This window comes from Nocardia harenae NBRC 108248, assembly GCF_001612885.1.
Taxonomy (GTDB): Bacteria; Actinomycetota; Actinomycetes; order Mycobacteriales; family Mycobacteriaceae; genus Nocardia; species Nocardia harenae.
This window is the reverse complement of record NZ_BDBH01000002.1, coordinates 417,289-441,299: the sequence shown is the minus strand read 5'-3', so window position 1 is coordinate 441,299 and position 24,011 is coordinate 417,289. Positions and strand designations below refer to the sequence as shown.

General features: G+C 71.6%; 25 protein-coding genes and 2 tRNA genes. 15 read left to right on the top strand and 12 right to left on the bottom strand.

Features of this window, described 5'->3' with window-relative positions:
- Positions 1–75: 75 nt before the first annotated feature.
- A tRNA-Ile gene (locus NH2_RS04940) sits at positions 76–149 on the top strand.
- A gap of 23 nt (positions 150–172) precedes the next feature.
- Here NH2_RS04940 and NH2_RS04935 read toward each other — a convergent pair.
- Complete coding sequence (locus tag NH2_RS04935) at positions 173–778, bottom strand: TetR/AcrR family transcriptional regulator (protein WP_067648730.1); 606 nt, start codon at positions 776–778, stop codon at positions 173–175.
- Positions 779–884: 106 nt separating this feature from the next.
- On the opposite strand from NH2_RS04935, the gene NH2_RS04930 reads away from it, so the two are divergent.
- The gene (locus tag NH2_RS04930; protein ID WP_067648727.1) at positions 885–1,700 is read left to right on the top strand and encodes an SDR family NAD(P)-dependent oxidoreductase; all 816 of its coding nucleotides are present in this window, start codon (positions 885–887) and stop codon (positions 1,698–1,700) included.
- Between the two features lie 42 nt (positions 1,701–1,742).
- On the opposite strand, the gene NH2_RS04925 is transcribed toward NH2_RS04930, so the two are convergent.
- The gene (locus NH2_RS04925) at positions 1,743–2,624 is read right to left on the bottom strand and encodes a sigma-70 family RNA polymerase sigma factor (RefSeq protein ID WP_067648724.1); all 882 of its coding nucleotides are present in this window, start codon (positions 2,622–2,624) and stop codon (positions 1,743–1,745) included.
- A 148-nt stretch (positions 2,625–2,772) separates the two neighbouring features.
- On the opposite strand from NH2_RS04925, the gene NH2_RS04920 reads away from it, so the two are divergent.
- The 9 genes from NH2_RS04920 to NH2_RS04885 all read left to right on the top strand — a co-directional run bounded on the left by NH2_RS04920 (position 2,773) and on the right by NH2_RS04885 (position 9,641).
- A complete protein-coding gene (locus NH2_RS04920; RefSeq protein WP_067648721.1) occupies positions 2,773–3,945 on the top strand; it encodes a serine hydrolase domain-containing protein in 1,173 nt (390 codons plus the stop codon).
- A 42-nt stretch (positions 3,946–3,987) separates the two neighbouring features.
- A complete protein-coding gene (locus NH2_RS04915) occupies positions 3,988–4,431 on the top strand; it encodes a DoxX family protein (RefSeq protein WP_067648717.1) in 444 nt (147 codons plus the stop codon).
- Between the two features lie 39 nt (positions 4,432–4,470).
- A complete protein-coding gene (locus tag NH2_RS04910) occupies positions 4,471–4,983 on the top strand; it encodes a carboxymuconolactone decarboxylase family protein (protein WP_067648714.1) in 513 nt (170 codons plus the stop codon).
- 139 nt (positions 4,984–5,122) lie between these two features.
- On the top strand, positions 5,123–5,230 hold the full coding sequence (locus NH2_RS29460) for a DLW-39 family protein (RefSeq protein WP_218021658.1): 108 nt from the start codon (positions 5,123–5,125) through the stop codon (positions 5,228–5,230).
- 15 nt (positions 5,231–5,245) lie between these two features.
- Positions 5,246–5,318: transfer RNA gene (locus tag NH2_RS04905), tRNA-Ala, on the top strand.
- 115 nt (positions 5,319–5,433) lie between these two features.
- Positions 5,434–6,021, top strand: coding sequence for a restriction endonuclease (locus NH2_RS04900; RefSeq protein ID WP_218021657.1), 588 nt, complete (start codon positions 5,434–5,436; stop codon positions 6,019–6,021).
- A 20-nt stretch (positions 6,022–6,041) separates the two neighbouring features.
- Positions 6,042–7,004: an acyl-CoA dehydrogenase family protein gene (locus tag NH2_RS04895; RefSeq protein ID WP_245650425.1), complete on the top strand. Its 963-nt coding sequence runs from the start codon at positions 6,042–6,044 to the stop codon at positions 7,002–7,004.
- A 742-nt stretch (positions 7,005–7,746) separates the two neighbouring features.
- Positions 7,747–8,787: an ATP-binding cassette domain-containing protein gene (locus tag NH2_RS04890; protein WP_067648704.1), complete on the top strand. Its 1,041-nt coding sequence runs from the start codon at positions 7,747–7,749 to the stop codon at positions 8,785–8,787.
- Positions 8,784–9,641, top strand: a complete 858-nt coding sequence (locus tag NH2_RS04885) for an ABC transporter permease (RefSeq protein WP_067648701.1) — start codon at positions 8,784–8,786, stop codon at positions 9,639–9,641. The genes NH2_RS04890 and NH2_RS04885 overlap by 4 nt, the downstream gene beginning before the upstream one ends.
- Before the next feature lie 135 nt (positions 9,642–9,776).
- Here NH2_RS04885 and NH2_RS04880 read toward each other — a convergent pair whose 3' ends face one another.
- Positions 9,777–9,977 (bottom strand): hypothetical protein, encoded by a 201-nt coding sequence (locus tag NH2_RS04880; RefSeq protein ID WP_067648698.1) that lies wholly within the window; start codon positions 9,975–9,977, stop codon positions 9,777–9,779.
- A 120-nt stretch (positions 9,978–10,097) separates the two neighbouring features.
- Between NH2_RS04880 and NH2_RS04875 the strand changes: the two genes are divergently transcribed.
- Positions 10,098–10,967: a rhomboid family intramembrane serine protease gene (locus NH2_RS04875; RefSeq protein WP_067649359.1), complete on the top strand. Its 870-nt coding sequence runs from the start codon at positions 10,098–10,100 to the stop codon at positions 10,965–10,967.
- A gap of 36 nt (positions 10,968–11,003) precedes the next feature.
- Here the strand turns inward: NH2_RS04875 and NH2_RS04870 are convergent, their stop codons facing one another.
- Positions 11,004–11,462, bottom strand: coding sequence for a PH domain-containing protein (locus NH2_RS04870; RefSeq protein WP_067648695.1), 459 nt, complete (start codon positions 11,460–11,462; stop codon positions 11,004–11,006).
- Positions 11,463–11,553: 91 nt separating this feature from the next.
- Positions 11,554–11,820 carry a cell division protein CrgA gene (crgA, locus tag NH2_RS04865; protein ID WP_067648692.1) on the bottom strand — a complete coding sequence of 89 codons (267 nt, stop codon included), beginning with the start codon at positions 11,818–11,820 and terminating at the stop codon, positions 11,554–11,556.
- A gap of 120 nt (positions 11,821–11,940) precedes the next feature.
- Here crgA and NH2_RS04860 point away from each other — a divergent pair, with 120 nt between their 5' ends.
- The 3 genes from NH2_RS04860 (at position 11,941) to NH2_RS04850 (ending at position 13,783) form a co-directional block, all read left to right on the top strand.
- Entirely contained in the window at positions 11,941–12,585 is a 645-nt protein-coding gene (locus tag NH2_RS04860) for an aminodeoxychorismate/anthranilate synthase component II (protein ID WP_067648689.1), read from the top strand.
- Positions 12,586–12,662: 77 nt separating this feature from the next.
- Positions 12,663–13,331, top strand: a complete 669-nt coding sequence (locus NH2_RS04855) for a RibD family protein (protein ID WP_245650424.1) — start codon at positions 12,663–12,665, stop codon at positions 13,329–13,331.
- Positions 13,331–13,783, top strand: coding sequence for a deaminase (locus NH2_RS04850; protein WP_067648686.1), 453 nt, complete (start codon positions 13,331–13,333; stop codon positions 13,781–13,783). Before NH2_RS04855 ends, NH2_RS04850 begins: the two co-directional genes overlap by 1 nt.
- A 4-nt stretch (positions 13,784–13,787) precedes the next feature.
- On the opposite strand, the gene pknB is transcribed toward NH2_RS04850, so the two are convergent.
- The 7 genes from pknB to NH2_RS04815 form a co-directional block, all read right to left on the bottom strand.
- On the bottom strand, positions 13,788–15,695 hold the full coding sequence (gene pknB, locus NH2_RS04845; RefSeq protein ID WP_067648683.1) for a Stk1 family PASTA domain-containing Ser/Thr kinase: 1,908 nt from the start codon (positions 15,693–15,695) through the stop codon (positions 13,788–13,790).
- Positions 15,692–17,200, bottom strand: coding sequence for a protein kinase domain-containing protein (locus NH2_RS04840; RefSeq protein ID WP_084505249.1), 1,509 nt, complete (start codon positions 17,198–17,200; stop codon positions 15,692–15,694). Before NH2_RS04840 ends, pknB begins: the two co-directional genes overlap by 4 nt.
- 54 nt (positions 17,201–17,254) lie before the next feature.
- Positions 17,255–18,721, bottom strand: a complete 1,467-nt coding sequence (locus tag NH2_RS04835; protein WP_067648678.1) for a peptidoglycan D,D-transpeptidase FtsI family protein — start codon at positions 18,719–18,721, stop codon at positions 17,255–17,257.
- Positions 18,718–20,196, bottom strand: coding sequence for an FtsW/RodA/SpoVE family cell cycle protein (locus tag NH2_RS04830; RefSeq protein ID WP_067648675.1), 1,479 nt, complete (start codon positions 20,194–20,196; stop codon positions 18,718–18,720). Before NH2_RS04830 ends, NH2_RS04835 begins: the two co-directional genes overlap by 4 nt.
- Entirely contained in the window at positions 20,196–21,671 is a 1,476-nt protein-coding gene (locus NH2_RS04825; RefSeq protein WP_067648672.1) for a PP2C family protein-serine/threonine phosphatase, read from the bottom strand. Before NH2_RS04825 ends, NH2_RS04830 begins: the two co-directional genes overlap by 1 nt.
- On the bottom strand, positions 21,668–22,135 hold the full coding sequence (locus tag NH2_RS04820) for an FHA domain-containing protein FhaB/FipA (RefSeq protein WP_067649353.1): 468 nt from the start codon (positions 22,133–22,135) through the stop codon (positions 21,668–21,670). Before NH2_RS04820 ends, NH2_RS04825 begins: the two co-directional genes overlap by 4 nt.
- 208 nt (positions 22,136–22,343) lie before the next feature.
- Positions 22,344–23,963, bottom strand: coding sequence for an FHA domain-containing protein (locus NH2_RS04815; protein WP_067648669.1), 1,620 nt, complete (start codon positions 23,961–23,963; stop codon positions 22,344–22,346).
- Positions 23,964–24,011 lie beyond the last annotated feature (48 nt).

Sequence of the window (24,011 nt, the reverse complement as noted above, 5' to 3'; positions counted from 1 at the left end):
AGGCGCTACCAGCCGTTTTGGTCCCGGGTCGGGGTGTTGTGTACTCTCGACACGTTCGATCCGGTCGAACGACACGGGCCTATAGCTCAGGCGGTTAGAGCGCTTCGCTGATAACGAAGAGGTCGGAGGTTCAAGTCCTCCTAGGCCCACATCCTTCATTCCCGGCCGGGATTCATCCCTTCGGGTTCGGCCGCATCGCCCGCAGAAAAGCCTCGACCAATGCGTCGGCGTACTCGGCGGTGAGCGGGCCGGAGCCGAGTAGCCAGCGCTGGTACACCGGCGCGTAGAGCAGTTCCAATGCCAGGTCGAGGTCGGCGTCGGCATCGAGCTGACCGGCTCGCTGCGCGCTGCGCAACCGGTCCTTCTTGGCCTCGTCCAACGGGCCGGCCAGCTTTTCCCGGTACTGGTCGGCAAGGGCGGGGTCGCTGATGATCTCGGCGTTGAGCGCCCGAATCGGTTTCTCGAAGGCCGGATCGGCGAATTCCGCCACCGTCGCGCGCATCACGTGCCGGAGGTCGGTGCGCAGATCACCGGTGTCGGGCAGCGCGATGCTCTGCTCCGGGCCCGCTTCGCTGAGCGCGAGGAAGGCGTCGAGGACCACCGCGCCTTTCGAGGGCCACCAGCGGTAGATGGTCTGTTTGCCTACTCCCGCCTTGGCCGCGATGGCCTCGATGGACAGCTTCGCGTAGCCCAGCTCGGATACCAATTCCCGGGCGGCGGAGAGGATGGCCTGACGAGACCGCTCACTGCGCCGAGACGGGTCGGGTGGCTTGACCATGATGCAGACGATATCAGCAACGAGACGAACCGCTCCGTCTTGACGGTGGAGACGGCGAGACGTACCGTCTTGTCTCGTTGGTATGCGAACAGTGGGAGGTGCGGCCATGAGCAGGGTGTGGTTCATCACGGGTGCTTCACGAGGTCTGGGCCGGGCATTCGCGGAAGCGGCGTTGCAAGCGGGCGATCGGGTGGTCGGGGTCGCGCGCAATGTCGAGCCGCTGGTCGAGCTCGCTCAGCGGTACCCCGAGGACCTGGTACGACTACCGCTCGATGTCACCGACCGCGACGCGGTGATCGCCGTTGTTGACCAGGCGCACGAGGCGTTCGGCAGATTCGACATCGTGGTCAACAACGCAGGGGCGATGCTCCTCGGCATGGTGGAGGAGGCCGGCGAGGAACAGATCAGAGCCCATTTCGACGTAAATCTGTTCGGCGCTGTCTGGGTGACCCAGGCCGTGCTGCCGTATCTGCGCGCGCAGGGCAGCGGGCGAATCCTGCAGGTCACCACCATGGGCACCGGTGGTGGGTTCCCGATGGTCGGCTTGTACGCGGCCGGCAAATCAGCGCTGGACTCGGTGAGCGAGGCCGTGGCGATGGAGGCCGAGCAGTTCGGGGTTCAGCTCACCATCGTGCAGATGGGCGGGTATGACACCGGCCTGTTCACCGTGGGCACCACGGCAACGACGCCCGCCCCGCAGTATCAGCGGCTACGCGACGAGCTGATCGCGATGTGGGGCGATGAGGCGGGTCCGGCCCCGGCCACCGCGGCCCCCGTGATCATGGAACTGGTGGACCTGCCGGACCCGCCCCGCCGCCTCGTCGTCGGGTCGGATTCCTTCGACCTGGTCCAGCAGGACCTGCGGGACCGGGCGGCGCAGTACCGCGCCTGGGAGCACCTCAGCCGCAGGGTTCCCGGGTGAAGCGCACGCCGAGGAACACGAGATCGGCCACGGCGGTCGTTGTCACCGCAGGACCACGGTCAGGTCGAGGCGAGCCAAGCGGACCGGGTCGGAGAGGATGTCGATCGCGGTGATGCGGTCGCCGGCGACGGTGAACTCGATGACCGAGAACGGATCCCCCTCGACGGTATTGACCAGCCCCGCACTGCCGTTCACGGTCGCCGGATGCACCGCACAGCGGGTGGCCATGCGCTGGAAGGTGTCGGCCTGGTCGGCTACTGCGGCCGCGCCGCGGAGCACGCGCACCGCTCCGCCCGCGTCGGCGCGCAGGACGACGTCGGGGTCGAGCAGCCGCAGGAGTTCGTCGAAATCGCCGCCGCGGGCGGCGGTGAGGAAGGCATCGACGACCCGGCGCCGACGGGGCAGGTCGGGAGCGGGCTCCGCCTTCGCCCCCTGGACTCGGCGGCGCGCCTGGCTGGCCAGCTTCTTCGCGGTCTGGGGAGTCCGGCCGACGATGGGGGCGATCTGTTCGTAGGGCAGGGCGAACATGTCGTGCAGCACGAAGGCGAGGCGTTCGGCCGGGCTCAGCGATTCGAGCACGACCAGTAGCGCCGTCCCCACGGAATCGGCAAGCAGTGCCTCACCTTCGGGGTCGGGCGTGTTCTCGCTGACGACCACCGGGTCGGGCAGATGTTCGAGCTCGAGGGGCTGCTCGTGGCGGATTTTACGGATACGCAGCATGTCCAGGCAGACTCGCCCGACCACGGTGGTCAGCCAGCCCCCGAGGTTGCCGACTTCGCGGGTGTCGGTGCGGGCCAGCCGTAGCCATGCCTCCTGCACGGCATCGTCGGCCTCGGTGCGCGAACCGAGCATCCGATAGGCGACCGCCCGCAGATGGGTGCGGTGCTCTTCGAATCGGTCGGCCAGGTATTGCTCCTCGTGCACGGGGTCCTCCTCGATGTCGCTCCCGTACCGATGACGACGGCGCGCCGGGAAACGTGACCCGGCTCGGTCTCTGTGCCGCGGTCACGTTTGCGCCCTGCCGTCCGTCAGTGCGGCAGAGGACGATTCGCCACATGAAGGGAGCACGGCCGTGCACGAAATCGAGATACACGGCACCGTCGCCGCAGGCTACGAACGAGTGCGCGCCGAGTTCGCCGCGGTCGTCGCCGAGGAGGACGGGGAGTCGGGTGCGCAGCTCGCCGCCTTCGCGCGGGGCCGCAAGGTGGTGGACCTGTGGGCCGGGCGAGAGGTGTCCGGCACCACTCTGACGGGGTTGCACTCCACGACCAAGGGCGCGGCCGGCCTGGTGGTGGCGCTGCTGATCCAGGACGGCGACCTCGATGTGGACCGGCCGGTGGCAGACTACTGGCCACGGTTCGCCGCGGCGGGCAAGGACCGCATCACGGTGCGCGACGTGCTCGTGCACCGATCCGGGATCGTCGGGGTCGACGGTGGTTTCACCGTCGAGGAACTCGCCGACGAGCGGGTCGTCGCCGAACGGCTGGTCGGCCAGCGGCCCTTCTTCGCACCGGGCTCGGTGCACGGCTACGGCGGGTTCGTCACCTACGCCATCGTGGGCGAGGTCGTGCGGGCAGTGACCGGCAGCACGATCCAGCATCTGTTCGAGCAGCGCATCCGCGCACCCCACGACCTCGACGTGTACCTCGGCCTGCCCGAGGAGCGCGAGCACCGGTACCTGCCGATTCTGCCCTGGCTGGCGAGCGCGGAGATGGCGGCGGATTTCGCCGCGAACGCACCCGCACCCCACGGCATCGCCGGTATCGCCTACAACCTCAACGCCCGCGGCTTCACCGCCGCCGATGTGATGGCACTGCCCAACCACCCGTCACTGCGGCGTCTCGGCCAAGCCTCGGCCGGCGGCGTCGGCAGCGCCGCCGGCGTGGCGGCGATGTACGCGGCGGCCGTCACCGGACTCGACGGACGGGAACCGCTGCTGTCCCTGGAGACCATCGCCACCGTGGCAGCCGTGCACTCCAGCGGGCCGGACCTCGTACGCGGCGCCTGCGCCCCCTACGCGCTCGGGTTCGAGGCCAAGAGCCTGCTCTACCCCTTTCTCGGCGCACACGCCTTCGGGCACACCGGCTCCGCCGGCTCCGACGGATTCGCCGACCCGCACAGTGGCCTGACCTACGGCTACACCCGCCGCCGGGCCGCGTTCGCGTTCACCGCCCCGGAGAACGCTCGCCTCGCCGCAGCCCTCCACCGCGCCGCAGTCGGCGACGACATCGCCTCGGCCGCCTGACTTCTCCGGCGATCACCCCCACCATCCAGGAGCACTACCACTATGTCCCCGCGCACCACCTCGATGATCAGCCGCGGCCTGAGACTCGCCCGCTTCGTCCCCGTGACCGCCGTACTCGCCGAAACCGTCGTCGGCGCCTACTGGGATCTGGCCCGCGTCTCCTACGTCCGCGACTCATTGGGCCACCTCGGCTACCCGCTGTACTTCGCCACCATCCTCGGCGTCGCGAAAACCGCCGCACTCGCCGCGATCCTGACCCCCGGCCACCCCCGGACGAAGGAATGGGCGTACGCCGGGCTGGTCTTCGTCTACGGCGGCGCCGCCACCTCGCACGTGGCCGCCGGAGACGGCCCGGGCAAGTGGGCCATGCCGCTCGGTTTCGCCGCCGCCACCTTCGCCGCCCGCGCCTGGCTGCCCCGCGGCGGCTCCGGCACCACCGCGTCGCGTGCGCTCGGTGGCGCGCGGCCCGTACTCCAACCCGCCTGACCGCCCCAACCATCCCCCGCAACACAGAAGAGGAACACCATGACCGCGAATATCGCCATCCAGCAGCGCGACGGCTCTCGGATGCCCAACCCCCAGCAACTCGTCCCCGAACTCGGCGAGATCGGTGCCGCGCTCTTCAAGGCCACCGGCAACGGGACGATTCCACGGACCACGATCGGCTTGGTGCAGCTGCGTGCCGGTCAACTCGTCGGCAGCACCTACCTGGTCATCCTGCACACCGGCAACCTGCGCAGCGCCGGGGAGACCGAGGAACGGATCGCGGCCGTCGCCACCTGGCGCGACGCCCCCTACTTCACCGCCCCCGAGCGGGTGGCGCTCGCACTGGCAGAAGCCGTCCTGCTGCCGGCCGGGCAGGGTGAACGGGTGCCGGAGGAGCTCTACGCCCTCGCCACCGAACACTACGACGACAGGGCACTGGCCACGCTCGCCATGGCCATCGGCCAGGTGAGCTTCTTCGTCCCCCTCGCCCTGATCGGCCAGCCCCTGCCCGGCCGCACCCCGGCCGAACAGTGGACCCCGGCGCCTGCCTGACCGGACGGGCCTCGGCTGTGCGACCGGTGAACCTCGTCCGGGCGCACAGCCGTCGGCGACCTGCGGCTTTGCGCCGCCGCCACCGGTGTCGCTAGGGTGAAGGCCCGCTCCCGAGCAGCACGCACGGTAGGGTGGGACCATGAAGCTTTTCCTCACGGTCGGTGTCGTGGTAGCGGTTCTCCTCGCGGTAACGAAGCTCCGCAAGCGGGACGAGGCCGATCTCTGGCACGAGGTCACCTCCCGCTGACGCGGTCCTCGGCTCGGGGCCTTAGCTCAATTGGCAGAGCACTGCCTTTGCAAGGCAGGGGTTAGGGGTTCGATTCCCCTAGGCTCCACTTCTCTTCTTCCTGTCCCGGCACTGTCGGCGCCTGCCCGTAGGGTGGGCGCATTGTCGGTGGACGTGTAGGGGTGCGCGTGGCGAACAGGGGTAAGCGGGCGCGGAGCCGGGGTGTGAACGGCGCCGTTTCGGCCGTGGTGGCGCTGGTGCTGCTCGCGGTGCTGGCGGCGCCGGTGTGGCGGTGGATCTCCGCCAATGCGGCGCTGGTGGCCCTGGCGGCGGTGCTGCTGGTCGGCGCGGTGATCGCGGTGAGCATGTGGTGGAGCGGGCTGGCGGCGCGCAGGCGGCTGCGGCGGGAGCGGCGGATCCGGGCGGCCCTCACCTTCGCGGAGATGAGCGCGGGGCAGTTCGAGCACGCGCTGGCGGATCTGTGCAGGCGGGACGGGTGCACCGGGGTCGCGGTGGTCGGCGGGGCCGGTGATCTCGGCGCCGACGTCGTGGCGCGGGCGCCGGACGGGCGGCGGATCGTGCTGCAGGCCAAGCGATATCGGGTGGACAACTGGGTGTCGGGGCCGGATCTGCAGAAGTTCGGCGGCACCTGCTTCGCGGTGCACGGCGCCGATGTCGCGGCGGTGGTCACCACGGCGGGCGGGTTCCGCAAGCAGGCGCGGGAGTACGCCGCGCACATGGGGATCGTGCTGGTCGACAACCACGAACTCACCGCATGGCACACCGGCGAGGGGCCGCCGCCGTGGGAGTGAGCGACCGGTTACCGTTGGGCGTGCTGCTCGATCACCTGCTCACCGGCGCGCCGGGCACCGAACCGCTCGATTCGGTCGCGGCGGCCTTCGCCGCGCACCGGCGGGTGACGGCGCGCTGCGCCGACTCGATCGACGCCGCGGTCCTCGGCGGCTGGGCCGCCGACCGGCTCGGCTACGCCTTCCTGGCCGGCTACCAGGAGGCGCTGCGGGCGCTGCTGCCCGGGCTGCCGTCGGCGGCGCTGGTCTCGCTGGCCGCCACCGAGGCGGGCGGGGCGCACCCGGCCGCCATCGAGACGGCGTTGCGGCCGGACGGGCCGGGTTGGACGGTCAGCGGCACCAAGACCTTCGCCACGCTCGGCTCCGAGGCCGACGCCCTCGTGGTGATCGCGAGCGCCGGGCCGGGCGCGGACGGCCGCAATACCCTGCGCACCGCCATGGTCGACCCGCGCGGCCCCGGCGTGCGTGCCGAGCCGCTGCCCGCGACGCCGTTCGCCCCCGAGATCCCGCACGCCGTCCTGACCTTCACCGAGGCCCCTGCGGTCCCGCTGCTCGGCGACGGCTACGCCGACCACCTCAAACCCTTCCGCACCTTCGAGGACGCGCACGTGCTCGCCGCCACGCTCGGGCTGCTGATCCGGGTGGCGAGGGATTCCGGCTGGCCGCCCGCGACGGTGCAGCGGCTGCTCGGCGCGGTGGCCGCGGTGCGCGGGCTCGGCCTCGGCAGGCCGTCCGGCTCGCCCGCGGTCCCGGCCGGTCCGCCGGATCCGGTACTCGCGGTGGCGAAATCGCCCGCGGTGCACATCGCGCTCGCGGGCACGCTGGATCTGGTGGATCAGCTGCTCGCCGAGATCGGTTCCCTGTGGAACTCCGCCGACCCGGCGGTACAGGAGCGCTGGGAGCGCGATCGGCGGCTGCTGAACACCGCCGAGCGGGTGCGCGCGCTGCGCACCAGCGCCGCCTGGCAGGCCATCGCGCGGCGGTGACCGGCGGATAGCCCGCCGCTCGCTCCGACCTCGGAAACGAGCTGCCGAGAAGGCGGAACAACCTCCAGGAAAAAGGGGAGCGGGCCTCGGCGAAGGGGGGGAGTTAGCCGAGGCCCGCGTGTGGTCGGCCCGGGGGGGAGGGGCCGACGAGAACGATCCTACGCCAAGATTCGCGTTCACGTGTGCGTGGCAAGCACCACTTTCGGAGAATTTTCCGCGGTGCCGGGGTGTGCCCCGAGCCGGTGGCGCGCGCGGTGTCCGGCCGGTCGCCGTGCCGGGTGCCCGAAGTTTGCCAAAACGGCTGGCCCGCATTGGTATACCCATCAACAACCCGGACATACACGACTGTGAATCGGCCGTGTTCCGGACGTGCGGGCGGCCAGGTGCGGCGGTGCCGAAATCCGGTCTTCCCGCGTGTCGCGGCGGTGCGCGGGGAGCGGACGAGTAGTCGACTACGCGTGTCCACCCGCGGGCGGCGACCCACGATGGGAACCGGCCGCGCCCCGCGGTAACCCCGAGCGCCGCGGGGTGCGGCCCTCCCGGTCGGCTTCGATCGGTATCAGCGCAGGTAGCGCATTAATTCTTCCGAAAAACCCGGACAATTCGATGGAATCTGTCAGACCCCGGGGTAATACTGGCGCCCGAATCGGTCCTAGCACCGATCAGCGACGTGGCGGCGCCGGTTTCGACGCGGCGCCGGAAGACCCAATGTTCCGACTTCCATCACGAACTCAGGAGAATCATGCCCGACGCAATCGTCGCCGAGGGGCTGGTCAAGCGATACGGCAAGGTGGTGGCGCTGGACGGACTCGATCTGTCGGTGCCGGAGGGCACGGTGACCGCCCTGCTCGGCCCCAACGGCGCCGGGAAGACCACCACGGTCCGGGTGCTCACCACCCTGCTCATCCCGGACGCCGGGAAGGCGACCGTCGCCGGGATCGATGTCCTCGGCGAACCGCGCAAGCTGCGCTCGCGGATCGGCACCTCGGGGCAGTACGCGGCCGTCGACGAGTACCTCACCGGCTTCGAGAACCTGGAGATGGTGGGCAGGCTCTACCACCTCGGGGTCAAGCGCTCCAAGGAGCGGGCCAGGGAGCTGCTGGAGCGGTTCCGGCTCAGCGACGCGGGCGACCGCCCGGTGCGCACCTACTCCGGCGGCATGCGCCGCCGCCTCGACCTGGCCGGCGCGCTGGTGGCGAACCCGCCGGTGCTCTTCCTGGACGAGCCGACCACCGGGCTGGACCCGAGGGCCAGGTTCGACCTGTGGGACGTGATCGAGGAGCTGGTGGCGGGCGGCACGACGCTACTGCTCACCACCCAGTACCTGGAGGAGGCGGACCGGCTGGCCGACTCCATCGCGGTGATCGACCACGGCACCGTGATCGCCCAGGGCACCGCCGACGAGCTCAAGTCCATGGTCGGCGGCGACCGGATCGAGCTCACCGTGGACGACCAGGCGAAGGTCACCGTGGCGCAACAGCTCCTCAAGGGGCTGGCGGACGGCGATATCCAGGTCGAGCCGGGGCTGCGCAGGCTCACCGTTCCGGTCGCCGACGGCTCGTCGGCGCTGGTCACCGCGATCAGCACGCTCGCCGAGAACGACGTCCGGCTGCGCGACATCGCGCTGCGCAGGCCCTCGCTCGACGACGTCTTCCTCACCCTCACCGGCCACGAGGCCGAGGAGCGGCTGCCCGCCGACGGCGAGGATGCCCCCTTCACCCCGGACGCGGCGCCGGAGAACGCCGCGAAGCAGCTCGAATCGACGGAAGGACGTACCCGATGACCGCCACGACCACGCCGGTGCAGGTGCCCGGCGACCCCGGGCTGGTGGAGCGGCTGCGCATCGTGGTGATCGACAGCGTCACCGTGACCAAGCGCAATGTCATCAAGATCAAGCGCGTGCCGGACGTGCTGGTCTTCGCGACGCTGTCGCCGATCATGTTCGTGCTGCTCTTCGCCTACGTCTTCGGCACCGCGATCCAGGTGCCCGGCATGGAGGGCGGGTACCGCGAGTTCCTGATCGCGGGCATCTTCGTGCAGACGGTGGTCTTCGGCGCCACCTTCACCGGCGCCGGACTGGCCGAGGACATGCAGAAGGGCATCATCGACCGCTTCCGCTCGCTGCCGATGGCGCCGGTGGCGGTGCTCGTCGGGCGGACCGTGAGCGATGTGGTGATCAACGTGGTGAGCCTGGTGGTGATGTCGCTGACCGGGCTCGTGGTCGGCTGGCGGATCCGCGGCTCGGTGCTGGACGCGGTGCTCGCCTACGTGCTGCTGCTGCTCTTCGCCTACGCGCTGTCCTGGATGATGGCGACGGTCGGGCTGCTGGTCCGCGCGCCCGAGGTGTTCAACAATGCCAGCTTCATGGTGATCTTCCCGCTCACCTTCCTGGCCAATACCTTCGTGCCGATCGACGACCTGCCGACGGTGCTCAAGGTGTTCGCGGAGTGGAATCCGGTCTCGGCGCTGGCGCAGGCCAGCCGCGAGCTGTTCGGCAATACCAGCCCGCTGGCGCCGCCCTCCGACGCCTGGTCCATGCAGCACCCGGTGGCGACGACGCTGATCTGGGTCGTCGTGATCCTGCTGATCTTCATCCCGCTGTCGCTGCGGCAGTACCAGCGGACGGTGAGCCGCTAGGACGCGGTTCGCGCGCGGCGGCGAATTCCGGCCGCCGCGCGCGAAGCGCGGGCCTTCGCCTCGGTCGATTCCGCCGTTCGGCGCGGGGACGCCTTGCTCCGCAGGGTGCCGCCTCCGGAGCGGGGCGCGCTCGCGTCAGGCGGTGGTGCCGGTCTCCGGCTCGGCCGCGGTGCGCGCGTGGCCGATGCGCGGCGGCGCGGGGGCGGGCGCGGGCGGCTGCGGGCGGCGGCTGCGGGCCACCGCGGCGGCAGCACCGGCGGCCGTGACGGCGGCCGCGGCGATCAGGCGATTGCGCGTGCGGGAGCGGGCGGATGCCCGCCGGGAAGCCGAGCTCATGGCACCACTGTGGCACACCGGCCGGAACCGTGCCGAATCCGCTCTCGACCTGCGCCATCGCGGCGGGATGGCAGGATGGCCGGTGGTACCGCCGCGTGGCGGGAACGGAGCGAGGAGACGATGCAACCACAACCGCCCGCCCCCGTCTGCGTCCGGCACCCGGACCGGGCGACCGGGCTCGCCTGCACCCGCTGCGGCCGTCCCGCGTGCGCGGACTGCCTGCGGCCCGCCGCCGTCGGGCAGCACTGCGTGGACTGCCTGCAACAGGATCGGCGCTCCGCCCCGCAGGTGCGCACGGTCGCGGGCGCGCCCGCGGGCACCGCGCCGCGCCCCCTGGTCACCTACGCGCTGATCGCGCTCAACCTGGTGATCTTCGGCATCACCGCGGCCCAGGCGAACAGCGTGGTGGACAACCAGCGCTCCCGGCTCTTCCTGCAGTGGGTGCTCTACCCGCCCGCGGTGGCCGACGGCGAGTGGTGGCGGGTGCTCGGCTCCGGCTTCCTGCACTACGGCCCGCTGCACCTGCTGGTCAATATGTTCGCGCTGTACGTGGTCGGCCGGGATTGCGAGCTCGTGCTCGGGCGGGTGCGGTACCTGCTGGTGTACCTGGTGGCGCTGCTCGGCGGCTCGGCGGGCGTCATGCTCTTCTCCCAGGACAGCCTGACGGCGGGCGCCTCCGGGGCGGTGTACGGCCTCTTCGGCGCGGTCACCGTGGTGCTGATCCGGCTGCGGCAGAGCCCGAATCAGATGCTCATCGTGATCGGCATCAATGTGATCATCAGCCTCTCGCTGCCCGGCATCTCGCTCTGGGGGCACCTCGGCGGGCTGGCCGCGGGCACGCTGGCCACGCTCGGGGTGCTCTTCCTGCCGCAGTGGGCGGGCGCGAAATCACCGGAGGCGGCGCGCACCATCGGCTGGGTGAGCCTGGCGGCGGTCGGGCTCGGGGCGCTCGCGGTGATCGGCGCGGCCGGGATGAGCCTCGTCGCCTGACCGATGTCGGCGCGCCGGAGCGGTGCCGCGCCCGGCTCAGCTCCGGTGCACCAGGTTGTGCCTGAGCATGGCGTCGAAGAGCTCCTCCGGGCTCGCGCCCAGATCCCAGCGGCCGAAGATGAGCAGGCGGTCGTCGTCGCTGTCCGCCCGCTCGACGTCGAGCTCGAGCATCGGCGTCTTCCGGCCCAGCCTGCGGTAGTGCGTGATCCGCGCGCGCAGGATCTGCGGGCGGGTGTAGGTGACCGGGCCGGTGAGCCCGCGCACCACCAGCCGCGGCTCGGCGCCGGGCAGGATCGTCACCCGGGGGCGCTGGCGCAGGCCGAGCGCGGCCAGGCCGAGCAGGCCGAGCGCGGCCACGCCGACCAGCACCATGCTCGGGGCGTCGGCGGCGAAGAGCGCGGCGATGCCGAGCGCGACCCCGCCCGCGGCCACGGCGGCCAGGGCGGGTGCGGGGGTGGTCCAGGTGGTGCGATCGTCGGTGTCACCGGCGTTCACGGGCGTTCTCCCCAGTTTGTCCTCGAGTTGTCCACAGAATCATCCACAGGTGTGCATGAAACACACCGGTGTGATTCGGGTGAGGACCAGGTCAGCGCCACCGCATGGTCATGATCAGCCCGACCACCATGAGCCCGAAGCCGATGAGAAAGTTCCAGGCATTGAGATCGGCCATCCACTGGATCTGCTCGGCGGCCAGGTAGTAGACGAGCAGCCAGACCAGCCCCGCCAGCATGAAGCCGAGCATGACGGCGACGTACCAGACCGGCGACGGGCCTACCGCCTTGACCTTCACGGGGGTGCGGCTGGCCGGGTTGACGGTGTAGTCGGTCTTCTTGCGGACCTTCGACTTCGGCATGGTGTCCTCGCGTTCGGCGTACGGGCGGGGTACCGGCCGCCCGCGTGGTCTCGGGTTCCAGGCTAGCCCACCAGGTCACGGCCCCGAATACCGGTTTGCGCGGGCCAGTACCCTCGTCTCATGCGCGTTCTGGTCGTCGACAACTACGACAGCTTCGTCTTCAACCTGGTCCAGTACCTGGGTCAGCTGGGGGTCGAGGCCGTGGTGTGGCGCAACGACGACCCGGAACTGGCCGATCCGGCCGGGATCGCCACCGAGTACGACGGGGTGCTGATCAGCCCCGGCCCCGGCACCCCGGATCGCGCGGGCGTCAGCATGGAGCTGGTGCGCGCCTGCGCCGACGCCGCGACGCCGCTGCTCGGGGTCTGCCTCGGGCACCAGGCGATCGGCGCGGTCTTCGGCGGCACCGTCACCCGCGCACCCGAGCTGCTGCACGGCAAGACCAGCGAGGTGTTCCACCTCGGGGCCGGGGTGCTGGCCGGGCTGCCCGACCCCTTCACCGCCACCCGCTACCACTCGCTCACCGTGCTGGAGGAGACGCTGCCGCCGGAGATCGAGGTGCTCGGCCGCACCGAGAGCGGGATCGTGATGGCCATGCGGCACCGCACGCTGCCGATCCACGGCGTGCAGTTCCACCCGGAGTCGGTGCTCACCAGGGGCGGCCACCGGATGCTCGCGAACTGGCTGGAGGTGTGCGGGCAGCGCCCCGCCGAGGGGCTGGTCGCGAGGCTGGAAGCGGAGGTCGCCGCGCTGGTGCCGCAGTGAGCGCGGGCGCGGCGCCCGGGCGGAAGCCCGATTCGGCCCAGCGGCCCGTGCCGGGGCGCGCGCACCCGAGGCCGCACGTGCTGCTGTCCGTCGCCGTCAGCGTCGACGGGTATATCGATGACGCGAGCCCGCAGCGGCTGCTGCTCTCCAACGCCGCCGATTTCGACCGGGTCGATCGGGTGCGGGCCGAGTCGGACGCCATTCTGATCGGCGCCGAGACCCTGCGCCGGGATAATCCGCGGCTGCTGGTGAACAGCGCCGAGCGCCGCGCGGCCAGGGCGGCGGCGGGCAAGCCCGAGTACCCGCTCAAGATCACGGTGACCGCGCTCGGCGACCTCGACGCCGGGCTGCGGTTCTGGCACCACGGCGGCGCCAAGCTCGTCTACACCACCGACGCGGGCCGCACCCGGCTCGGCGACCGGCTGACCGGGCTGGCCGAGATCCACAGCCTCGGCCCCGAGCTGGACCCGGCCGCGCTGCTCGACGATCTCGGCGTGCGCGGAATCGGGCGGCTCATGGTGGAGGGCGGCACCCGGATGCACACCGCCTTCCTGGCCGCCGGGCTCGCCGACGAACTGCACGTCGCGGTGGCGCCGATCCTGATCGGCGACGCGGCGGCCCCGCGCTTCGTCGGCCAGGCCGCGTTCCCCGGCGGCCCCGCGCACCGGATGCGGCTGGCCGGGGTCGACACCGTCGGCGACGTGGCCGTGCTGCGCTACCTGCCGCGTGCTGAGAGGGAGAGTTGATGCCCGGCGACGACCACCGCTACCTCCGGCGCGCCATCGACCTCGCCCGGCTCAGCCCGCCCAGCGCGACGGCCTTCTCGGTGGGCGCGATCGTGGTGGCGGACGGCGTGGAGCTGGCGACCGGCTACTCCCGCGAGGGCGACGAGAAGAACCACGCCGAGGAGGCGGCACTGGCCAAGCTGGCCGCCGACGACCCCCGGCTGCGCTCGGCCACGCTGTACAGCACGCTGGAGCCCTGCTCCCAGCGCGCGACGGCGAGCAGGCGGCCGTGCACCCAGCGCGTGCTGGACGCGGGCATCCCGCGGGTGGTGATCGCCTGGCGCGAGCCGGCCACCTTCGTGGCGGACTGCGTCGGCGTCGAGCTGCTCCGGCAGCACGGCGTCGAGGTGCTCGAGCTGCCCGAGCTGGCCGCGGCGGCGCGCGCGGTGAATCGCCACCTCGACCTCTCCTGAGCGATCAGGGCGGCCCGAGCACCCCGACCGTGAGCGAGACGGTGCCGTTCTTCGCCACCGACGACCCCGCGCTCGGCTGCTGGCCGATCACCTTGCCGACCGCGAGCGTGTCGAAGGTGCCCTGGGTGGACTGGTCGATCTGCCCGGCGCCGCCGGACCACCCCTCGGCGCGCAGCCGGTCCACCGCCTGCGCCACGGTCAGCCCGACCAGCGACGGCATCCGGACCTGCTCACCGCTCGACACCTGCACGGTGACGGTGGAGCCCTTCTCCGCGGTGGTGCCGCCGGACGGCGCTGTCGCGACCACCTCGCCCTTCGGCCTGCTGGACTGGACCTCCTGGATCACGATCTCGAACCCCGCGCTGTCCACCAGGTTCGGCTGCGCGACATTGATGTCCTGACCCACCACGTTCGGCACCCGGATCTGCTCGGGCCCGGTGCCGACGGTGACGAGCACCGCGCCGTCGACGTCGATCCGCGACCCCGCCGACGGCTCCTGCGCGATCACCTTGTCGCGCTCCTGGTCGCCGGAGGGTTCCCTGCGGACGTCGGGGTTCAGCCGCAGCCCCTTGGAGTTCAGCTCCTGCTCGGCCTGCTGCTGGCTGAGGCCGTCCAGCCTGGGCACCTGCACCTGCTGCGGGCCGGTGGAGACCTGCACGGTGATGGTGCTGCCCTCGTCCGCCCGTGAGCCGCCGAGCGGCTGGGTGGCGATCACATTGCCCGCCGCCACCCTGGCGTCCGGCTTCTCCTGGATGGCGACGCTGAAGCCGAGCTGCTGCAGCGAGGTCTGGGCCTGCGCGGCCGGCTTGCCGGAGAGGTCGGGTACGGCCCGCTGGTCCGGTTTGCTCCCGGGGCCGAGGAACACCCAGAACAGCCCGAACGCCACCAGCACCGCGGCCGCGACGCCGAGCGCCAGGTAGGCCGAGCGGCGGCGCTCGTTCTGCTCCGGCGGCTCCGCGTCGTCCGGGTCTGCGCGCCGCTCCACCGTGCGGTAGCTGCGCGGGGCGGGCTCCTCGGAGTCGAGGATGGTGGTGCGGTCCTCGTCGGTCATCACCATGGGCGCGCTCGGCTTCTGCCCGCCGAGCACCCGGATCAGGTCGGCGCGCATCTCGGCGGCGCTCTGGTACCGGTTCGCCGGGTTCTTGCTCATCGCCTTGAGCACCACGGAGTCCAGCTCGCGCGGTACACCCGAGTGCACGTGCGAGGGCAGCCGGGGATCCTCCCGCACGTGCTGATAGGCGACGGCGATCGGCGAGTCGCCGGTGAACGGCGGCTCGGCGGTGAGGATCTCGAAGAGCACGCAGCCGACCGAGTAGACGTCCGAGCGGGCGTCGACGGTCTCGCCGCGGGCCTGCTCGGGGGAGAGGTACTGGGCGGTGCCGATCACCGCGGCGGTCTGCGTCATGGGGTTGGCGCTGTCCGCGATGGCGCGGGCGATGCCGAAGTCCATGACCTTCACCGCGCCGGAGCGGTTGATCATGATGTTGGCCGGCTTCATGTCGCGGTGCACGATGCCCGCGTTGTGGCTGAAGTCGAGCGCCGCGCAGACGTCGGCGATGACCTCCATGGCGCGCCGCGGCGGCAGCGGGCCCTTGCCGCGCACCAGGTCGCGCAGGGTGTCGCCGTCCACGTACTCCATCACGATGTACGGCAGCGGGCCGCCGTCGATCTCCGCCTCGCCGGTGTCGTAGACGGCGACGATGGCCGGGTGGTTCAGCGCGGCCGCGTTCTGCGCCTCGCGCTTGAAGCGCAGGTAGAAGGTGGGGTCGCGGGCCAGGTCGGCGCGGAGCACCTTGATCGCGACGTCGCGGCTGAGCCGGACGTCGCGGGCCTTGTGCACCTCGGACATCCCGCCGAACCCGATGATCTCGCCCAGCTCGTACCGGGAGCCGAGATTCTTCGGGGTCGTCATCGTTGTCCTTGCCACGGGGAGAAGGGCGCGCGGGAAGTGGAGTCCGCCCCCTGGGCACCGGGGACATCGGGGAACGGCAGGTCGAGTGTCGGGAAGCGGGAGCGCGTCGTGGTGCTGCCCGCGGTGCTGCCCGCGGTGGTGGTGGGCTTGGTCGTGCTCGGCGCGCTGCTCGGCGGCGCCGTCGTCGCGGTCGGCGCCTGGGTGGTGGGCGGGGCCTCGGTCGTGGTCGGCGGCGGCTCGTAGCTGGGCTCCGGCTCCGGCGGGGGCGCCTGCCTGGTGGTGGTGATCGGCGCGGGCGGCGGCGGGGCCACCGGGGCCTGCGTCGTGGTCGGCGCCGGGGGGTTGTCCGGGTTGGTGTCGCCGCCGAAGAGCAGGTAGATCACGGCGCCGCCGAGCAGCACCGCGCCGATGCCGAGCGCGATCAGCCAATTCCGGGTGGTCTTGCTCTCGTCCCTGTGCTCCGGCCCGGGGCCCGCGGGCGGGATCCGCTGCGCGTGCGCGGTGGCCGGGGCGTGGCCGTGCGTCGGCGGGCCCGCGTGCGCGACCGCGTTGGCCGCGGGCGCCGAGTAGCGCACGGTGGCGCCCTCGTAGGTCTGCTGGCCGGACGGGATCATGGCGGTCGGCCCGGGCGGGAGCACCCGGGTGGCGCCGGTCATCGACCCGGTGGCGGGGGCGCGCGGCGGCGGCGGGCGGCGCCCGGCCTTGACCGCGGCCACGGCGTCGGCGAACTCGCCGCCGCTGGCGTAGCGCTGGTTCGGGTCCTTGGCCATGACGATCTCGATGAGCTCGCGCACATTGGCGGGCAGATCGGCGGGCATCGGCGGCGGTGCCTCGCGCACGTGCTTCATGGCGACGGTGATGGCGCCGTCGCCGGTGAAGGGCCGCTGCCCGGCCAGCGCCTCGTAACCGACAACGCCCAGCGAGTAGACGTCGGAGGAGGCGGTGGCGTCCTCGCCGACCGCCTGCTCGGGCGCGATGTACTGGGCGGTGCCCATCACCATGCCGGTCTTGGTGACCGGCGAGGCGTCCACCGCCTTGGCGATGCCGAAGTCGGTGATCTTGACCTGCCCGGTCGGCGTCACCAGGATGTTGCCCGGCTTGACGTCGCGGTGCACCACGCCGGCGACGTGCGCCGCCTCCAGCGCCCTTCCGGTCTGCTCCAGCATGTCGAGGCCCTGCACGACGGAGAGCCTGCCGAGCCGGTTCAGCACCGCGTTCAGCGGCTCACCCTGCACCAGCTCCATGACCAGGTAGGCCATCTCGCCGCCGGAGGGGTCGAGCGTCTCGCCGTAGTCGTAGATGCCCGCGATGCCGGAGTGGTTCAGCTGCGCGGTGGTCTTCGCCTCGGTGCGGAAGCGCTGCCGGAAGGTGGGGTCGGTGGAGAACTCGGCCTTGAGCACCTTGACGGCGACCCGGCGGTCCAGCCGGGTGTCGAGGGCTTCCCACACCTGCCCCATGCCACCGGTGGCGATGAGCCGGTGCAGGCGGTATCGGTCGGCGATCATGGCGCCGTTGTTCAGCACTGGGGCCCCCGTACATTCACTCGCACGTCCATATGTTCAGCCCCCTCGCAGCCCGGCGTCCAGCACCGCGCGCGCGACCGGAGCCGCCACCGAGCCACCGGTCGCGGCCAGCGCGCGATCCCCGCCGTTCTCGACGATCACCGCGATGGCGATCTTCGGGTTCTGGGCGGGCGCGAAGGCGATGTACCACGCGTGCGGCGGGGTATTCCGTGGGTCGCTGCCGTGCTCGGCGGTGCCGGTCTTGGAGGCGATCTGGTAACCGGACCGCCCACTGCCGGCGGTGTTGTTCTCCGAGGCGATCATCAGGTTGGTCAGCTGTGACGCTACCTGGGCGCTGACCGCCTGTCCCACCGAGACCGGCTCGGTGCGGGAGAGCTCGCTGAGGTCGGAGCCCTGGGTCTGGTCCACCAGGTACGGCTCCATCCGGACGCCGCCGTTGGCGACGGTCGCCGCGATGACGGCATTGTCCAGCGGGGTCAGCGCCACATCGCGCTGGCCGATGCTGGACTGGCCGAGCGCGGCCGCGTCCGGGATGCTGCCGACGGTGCTCTCCGCCACCGGGATCGGGATGCCGCGGTGCGGGCCGATGCCGAACGCGGCGGCCTCGTCCTTGAGCGCGGCGGCCCCCACCCGCTGGCTCAGCTCGACGAAGGCGGTGTTGCAGGAGAGCCGGAAGGCGTCGTACAGCGAGGCGGTGCCGCCCCCGCCGCAGGTGTTGCCGTTGTAGTTCTCCAGCGTGGTGCTGGTACCGGGCAGCGTGATCGTCGGCGCGGCGGTGAGCTGGTCCTCCGGCCTGGCGACATCGGCGGAGAGCGCGGCCGCGGTGGTGATCACCTTGAAGGTGGAGCCGGGCGGGTAGGTCTGCGAGACGGCCCGGTTCAGCATGGGCTGGTCCGGGTCCGAGCTGAGCTCCTCGTACGCCTGCGAGGTAGCGGCGCCGTCGTGCCCGGAGAGCCGGTTCGGGTCGTAGCTCGGGGTGGAGACCATGGTCAGGATCTTGCCCGAGGACGGCTCGATCGCGACCACCGAGCCGGTGTAGCCCTTGCTGGTGAGCTGGTCGTAGGCGACCTGCTGCATGGCCGGGTTCAGGGTGGTCACCACATTGGCGCCGCGCGGGTCGCGCCCGGCGATCATGTCGATCAGCCTGCGCCCGAAGAGCTGGCTGTCCGAGCCGTTGAGCAGCGAGTCCTCCGCGCGCTCCAGCCCGGTGCTGCCGTAGTTCATCGAGTAGAAGCCGGTGACCGGGGCGTAGGCGGCGGGCTCGGTGGGGTAGGTGCGCAGGTACTTGTACCGGTCGTCGGTCGCCACCGAGCTGGCGAGCACGGTGCCGCCCGCGGCGATCTGGCCGCGCTGGCGGGAGTACTCGTCCAGCAGGACGCGCGAGTTGCGCGGGTCGGTGCGGTAGTCGTCGGCCTTGATGACCTGCACGTAGGTCGCGTTCATCAGCAGCGCGACGATCATGACCATCACCGCGACGGCGACGCGGCGCAGGGGGGTGTTCATTCCTGGGGCCTCGCTTCCCGTCGGCGCCCGATCATCTCGGTCTGGGCCTCCGCGAGCGGGGCGGCCGGCTCCCGGCGCGGCGCGGGCGCGGGGGCCCGCGCGGCGTCCGAGATGCGGATCAGCAGCGCCAGCAGCGCGTAGTTGGCCAGCAGCGACGAGCCGCCGTACGAGACGAACGGGGTGGTGAGGCCGGTCAGCGGGATCAGCTTGGTGACGCCGCCGACCACGACGAAGACCTGCACCGCGATGGTGAAGGCGAGGCCGGCGGCGAGCAGCTTGCCGAAGCTGTCGCGCACCGCGAGCGCGGTGCGCAGCCCGCGCACCACCAGCATCAGGAACAGGATCAGCACCGCGGCCAGCCCGATCAGCCCGAGCTCCTCGCCGATCGTGGTGACGATGAAGTCGGTCTTGGCGAACGGCACCTGCGAGGGGCGGCCGCTGCCGAGCCCGGTGCCCGCGAGCCCGCCGGTGGCGAGGCCGAAGAGCGACTGCGAGATCTGGTAGCCGGTGTTGTTGTAATCCTCGAACGGGTGCAGCCAGGTGTCCACCCGCACCCGGACGTGGCCGAAGAGCTGGTAGGCGAAGACGAAGCCGACCCCGAGCAGCGAGAAGCCGATGAGCAGCCAGCCGACCCGCTCGGTGGCGATGTAGAGCATCACCAGCACGGTGCTGAAGATCAGCAGCGAGGTGCCGAGATCCTTCTCGAAGACCAGCACGCCGATGCAGACGATCCAGACCACCAGGATCGGGCCGAGATCGCGGGCGCGCGGGAACTCCATGCCGAGGAAGCGCTTGCCCGCGACGGTGAAGAGATCGCGCCTGGCGACGAGCACCGAGGCGAAGAAGATGATCAGCAGGATCTTGGCGAACTCGCCCGGCTGCAGGCTGATGCCGGGCAGCCGGATCCAGATCTTGGCGCCGTTGGCCTCGGAGAAGCGCCCGGGCAGCACCGCCGGGATGGCCAGCGCGACCAGCCCGACCAGGCCGAGGGTGTAGCTGTAGCGGGCGAGCGTGCGGTAATCGCGCAGCACCACGAGCACGCCGATGAAGACGACCATGCCGAGCGCGGTCCAGAGCACCTGCGAGGTGGCGTCCGGTGACGGCGCCTCGGAGCCGTTGTAGGCGGCGCTCTGCGCGGCGGCCAGGTCGAGCCGGTGGATGAGCACCAGCCCGAGACCGTTGAGCAGCGCGGCGATCGGCAGCAGCAGCGGGTCGGCGTATGGCGCGAAGCGCCGCACCGCCAGGTGCGCGACACCGAAGAGGGCCAGGTAGGCCAGCCCGTACTTGGCGATCTCCCAGGTGACCGACTGCTCCTGGCTCGCCTCGACCAGGAAGAGCGAGGCCGTGGTGATCACCGCCGCGAAGCCGAGCAGGAGCAGCTCCGCGTTCCGCCGCGTGCTCGGCGGTGGCGCGGGCGCGAAGCCGCCTGGCGGGCTGGGGTACCCCCCGGCCTGCGGCGGTGCCGGAGCGGACATCAGTCCGTCACCCGGCAGTTCTCCCCCGCGATCTGGGGGGTGGACGGCTGCGTCGGCTCCGGCCTCGGCGTCGGCGGCTGGTTCTCCTGACCCGGCTGCGGCTCGGCGGGCGGCGCGGGCGCGGGCTCCGGCGCCGGAGCGCCCGGCTCCGGCGAGGCGGCGGGCTGCGGCGCGGGGGTGCTCGGCTGCGGCGCGGGCGTGGTCGCCTTGACGCAGGCGGGCAGCAGCTCGCGCTGCGCCAGCACCTCCATCTGGTCCTTGGCCTTCTCCAGCGAGCCGGGCGGCAGCCCGCGCTCCACCTGGTCGCGGCCGGTCTGCTCCAGGTCGTCGACTCTCAGCGGCCGGCAGCCGGCGGGCTGGTCGGAGCCGGGCACGGCCAGCGTCAGCTGCCCGGTCTTGTTCACGCAGCCGACCAGGTCGACATCGTGCACGGACCAGCCGAGCACGGTGCCGGGCAGCCCGCGCAGGATCACCACCGAGCCGTTGTCGGCCCCGACGTAGTAATTGCTGCGAATCATCTTGTAGCCCACGATGAGCCCGATCCCGACCGCGATCACCAGCGCCACGGCCAGCGCGATCCAGCGCAGCTTCTTGGACTTGGCGGGCGGCTCCGGCTCCGCGTTCGCGGTGCTGCGCCGCGGCGTGCTCTGCCGGGGCGGGCGGATGGCGGCGGCCCGGCCGGCGGCGGTGTTCGGCGGCGGGGTGTCGTCGTCCACCCCGGAGGCGGCGCCCGCCACGATCGGGTGGCTCTGGCCGTAGTCCAGGTCGATGACGTCGGCGACGACCACGGTGACGTTGTCCGGGCCGCCGCTGCGCAGCGCGAGCTCGATGAGCCGGTCGGCGCACTCGTCGGTATTGCCCTCGCGCATGGTGTTCGCGATGGTCTCGTCGCTGACCACGTCGGAGAGGCCGTCCGAGCAGAGCAGGTAGCGGTCGCCCGCCTTGGCCTCGCGCATGACCAGCGTCGGGTCGATCTCGTTGCCGGTGAGCGCCCGCATGATCAGCGAGCGCTGCGGGTGCGTGTGCGCCTGCTCGGGGGTGATCCGCCCCTCGTCCACCAGCGACTGCACGAAGGTGTCGTCCCTGGTGATCTGGGCCAGCTCGGAGCCGCGCAGCATGTACGCCCGCGAATCGCCGATGTGCACCATGCCGAGCTTCTTGCCCGCGAAGAGGATCGCGGTCAGCGTGGTGCCCATGCCGTCGAGCTCGGGCTCCTCCTCGACCTGGTCGGCGATCGCGGCGTTGCCCTCGCGGGTGGCATGGTCCAGCTTGCCGAGCAGGTCGTCGCCGGGTTCGTCGTCGTCCAGGTGGGCCAGCGCGGCGATCATCAGCTGCGAGGCGACTTCGCCCGCCGCGTGGCCGCCCATGCCGTCCGCCAGCGCGAGCAGGCGTGCGCCCGCGTAGACGGAGTCCTCGTTGTTGGCCCGGACGAGACCGCGGTCGCTGCGCGCTGCATAGCGGAGAACAAGTGTCACGATCGGAGCTCGATCACTGTTTTGCCGACTCGCACCGGGGTGCCGAGCGGAACACGAACGGGGGTGGTGACTTTCGCACGGTCGAGATACGTGCCGTTGGTGGAGCCGAGATCCTCGACGTACCAGTCGTCACCGCGCGGTGAGATCCGGGCATGCCGGGTGGAGGCGTAGTCGTCGGTGAGTACCAGCGTGGAATCGTCCGCACGCCCGATCAGCACCGGCTGGGTGCTGAGCGTGATGCGGGTGCCGGCGAGTGAACCATGAGTCACCACAAGGAATTTGGCGCCCTTCTGGCCTCGGCTGAAGGAAGGCAGCACCGTCGACCCGCGTGTGGCCCTGGGCTGTATCCGGATGCCGGATGCCGCGTAGATGTCGCTGCGCAAGGTCCGCAGGATAGCCCACACGAACAGCCACAGCAGCAGGAGGAACCCCGCACGGGTCACTTGCAGAATCAGTCCCTGCACGGCGTTCCACCTCCTGTTCACCGTGTGCGCGGACGACGATGTCGGCTCGAGAGCCCCCATCGGCTTGCTGACCTCACCCGGCTCGGATTCGTCCCACGAGCCGCGCGTGGATTGGCAGCATCATAGGGCCGAAGGCCGGGTGTGAACACGGTACGACGGCGCCTATGGCTGCCGTCGTACCTGTGATCTGGTTGGCGAGCTTACGGGATCAGACGATTCGGATCAGGATCTCGGAGTGTCCGGCCCGGATCACATCGCCGTCCGCGAGCTGCCAGTCCTGCACCGGCGACCCGTTGACCAGCGTCCCGTTGGTGGAACCGAGATCCGAGAGCATGGCGGTCTGGCCGTCCCAGCGAACCTCGATGTGCCTGCGCGAGACGCCGGTGTCCGGCAGCCGGAAGTGCGCGTCCTGGCCGCGGCCGATGATGTTGCTCCCCTCCCTGAGCTGGTAGGTGCGGCCGCTGCCGTCGTCCAGCTGGAGGGTCGCCTGGAAGCCGGAGCCGGCCGCGGGGGCCGCGTAGCCGGGCTGGGCCGCGGGCGCCACCGCGCCGCCGCCCGCGTAGCCTGCGCGCTCGCCGTAGCCGGCCTGCTGGCCCGCGTAGCCGCCGCGCTCATCGGCGCCGTAGCCGCCGCCCTGGCCGTAGCCGGGCTGCTCGCCGTAGCCGGGCTCGCGGTACTCCTGCTCCTGGCCGTAGCCGGGCGCCGCGCCCGGCGCCTGGCCGTACCCCGCGGGCGCGGGTGCGCCGCCGCCCTGGTATCCGCCGCGATCGCCGTAGCCGCCGCCCGCCTGGCCGTAGCCCTGCTCGCCGTACCCGGCCTGCCCGCCCGCGCCGTACCCGGCCTGGCCGTAGCTCTGCTGCTCCGCGCCGTAGCCGCCCTGCTGCTCGGCGCCGTAGCCGGGGTCGCCGTAGCCGGGCTGGGCACCGCCGCCGTAGCCGGGCTGCTCCGCGCCGTAGCCGCCGCCCGGCTGGCCGTAGCCGCGCTCGGCGCCGTATCCGGGGGGCTGCCCGCCGTACCCGCCCTGCTGCTGCTCGTAGCCGGGCTCGGAGTAGGCCTGCGGCGCGCCGCCCGCGCCGTACCCGCCCTGCTGCTGGCCGTAGCCGCCGGGCTGCTCGCCGTAGGGCCTGCCCGCGCCGTATCCGGGCTGCTCGCCGTAGCCCTGCGGGCCGTAGCCGTTCTGGTAGTCGCCACCGGCCTGGTAGTCGCTATAGCCCTCCGGCGCGCCGCCGCGGCCGTAGTCGTCGCCGTAGGCGCCGTTCTGCGGCCTGCCGGCGGGCGGCGGTGCGTACCCGCGGTTGCGTGGATCGGACTCCGCGGGCTCACGGCTCGGGTCGTAGCCAGAGTTCTGCGTCATGGGGCCAGCTCCTGGTTGCGGGTTTGCGGGTCGTTGGTGCGCAGCTCCGGGCGGCGAAGCGGACGCCCCCGATCGGCCAGGAGCCGGAGCTCCGCGGCCGACGTCGGGATCCACCCGGCCGCTCGCCCTGAACTGTCCGGTGTGCAGCGTAGGGGATGCCTCGAATGCCACGTGTACTTCGCCGTACGTCTGCCACCCCTGATCGCGGATGTAGTCGTGCAGGTGCTTGGCGAACGCCTTGCTGGTGAGCTCGGGATCTGCGACGAGTTGCGGGTGATCCGACGCGTTGACGGTTATCACATAACTGTTCGGCGCGAGCAGGTGCCCGCCGCCGACGTCCTGGACCCGATCGGACGCCTCACGCTGCAGGGCCGCCTCCACTTCCTGGGGGACGACACTGCCACCGAAAACGCGAGCGGCCGCATCACCGACGGCGCCCTGCAGGCGCCGCTCGAACCTATCGACGATGCCCATCTCAGCCTCCCTCCGGTGTGTGGACTCCTACCGATCCGTAACAACGAC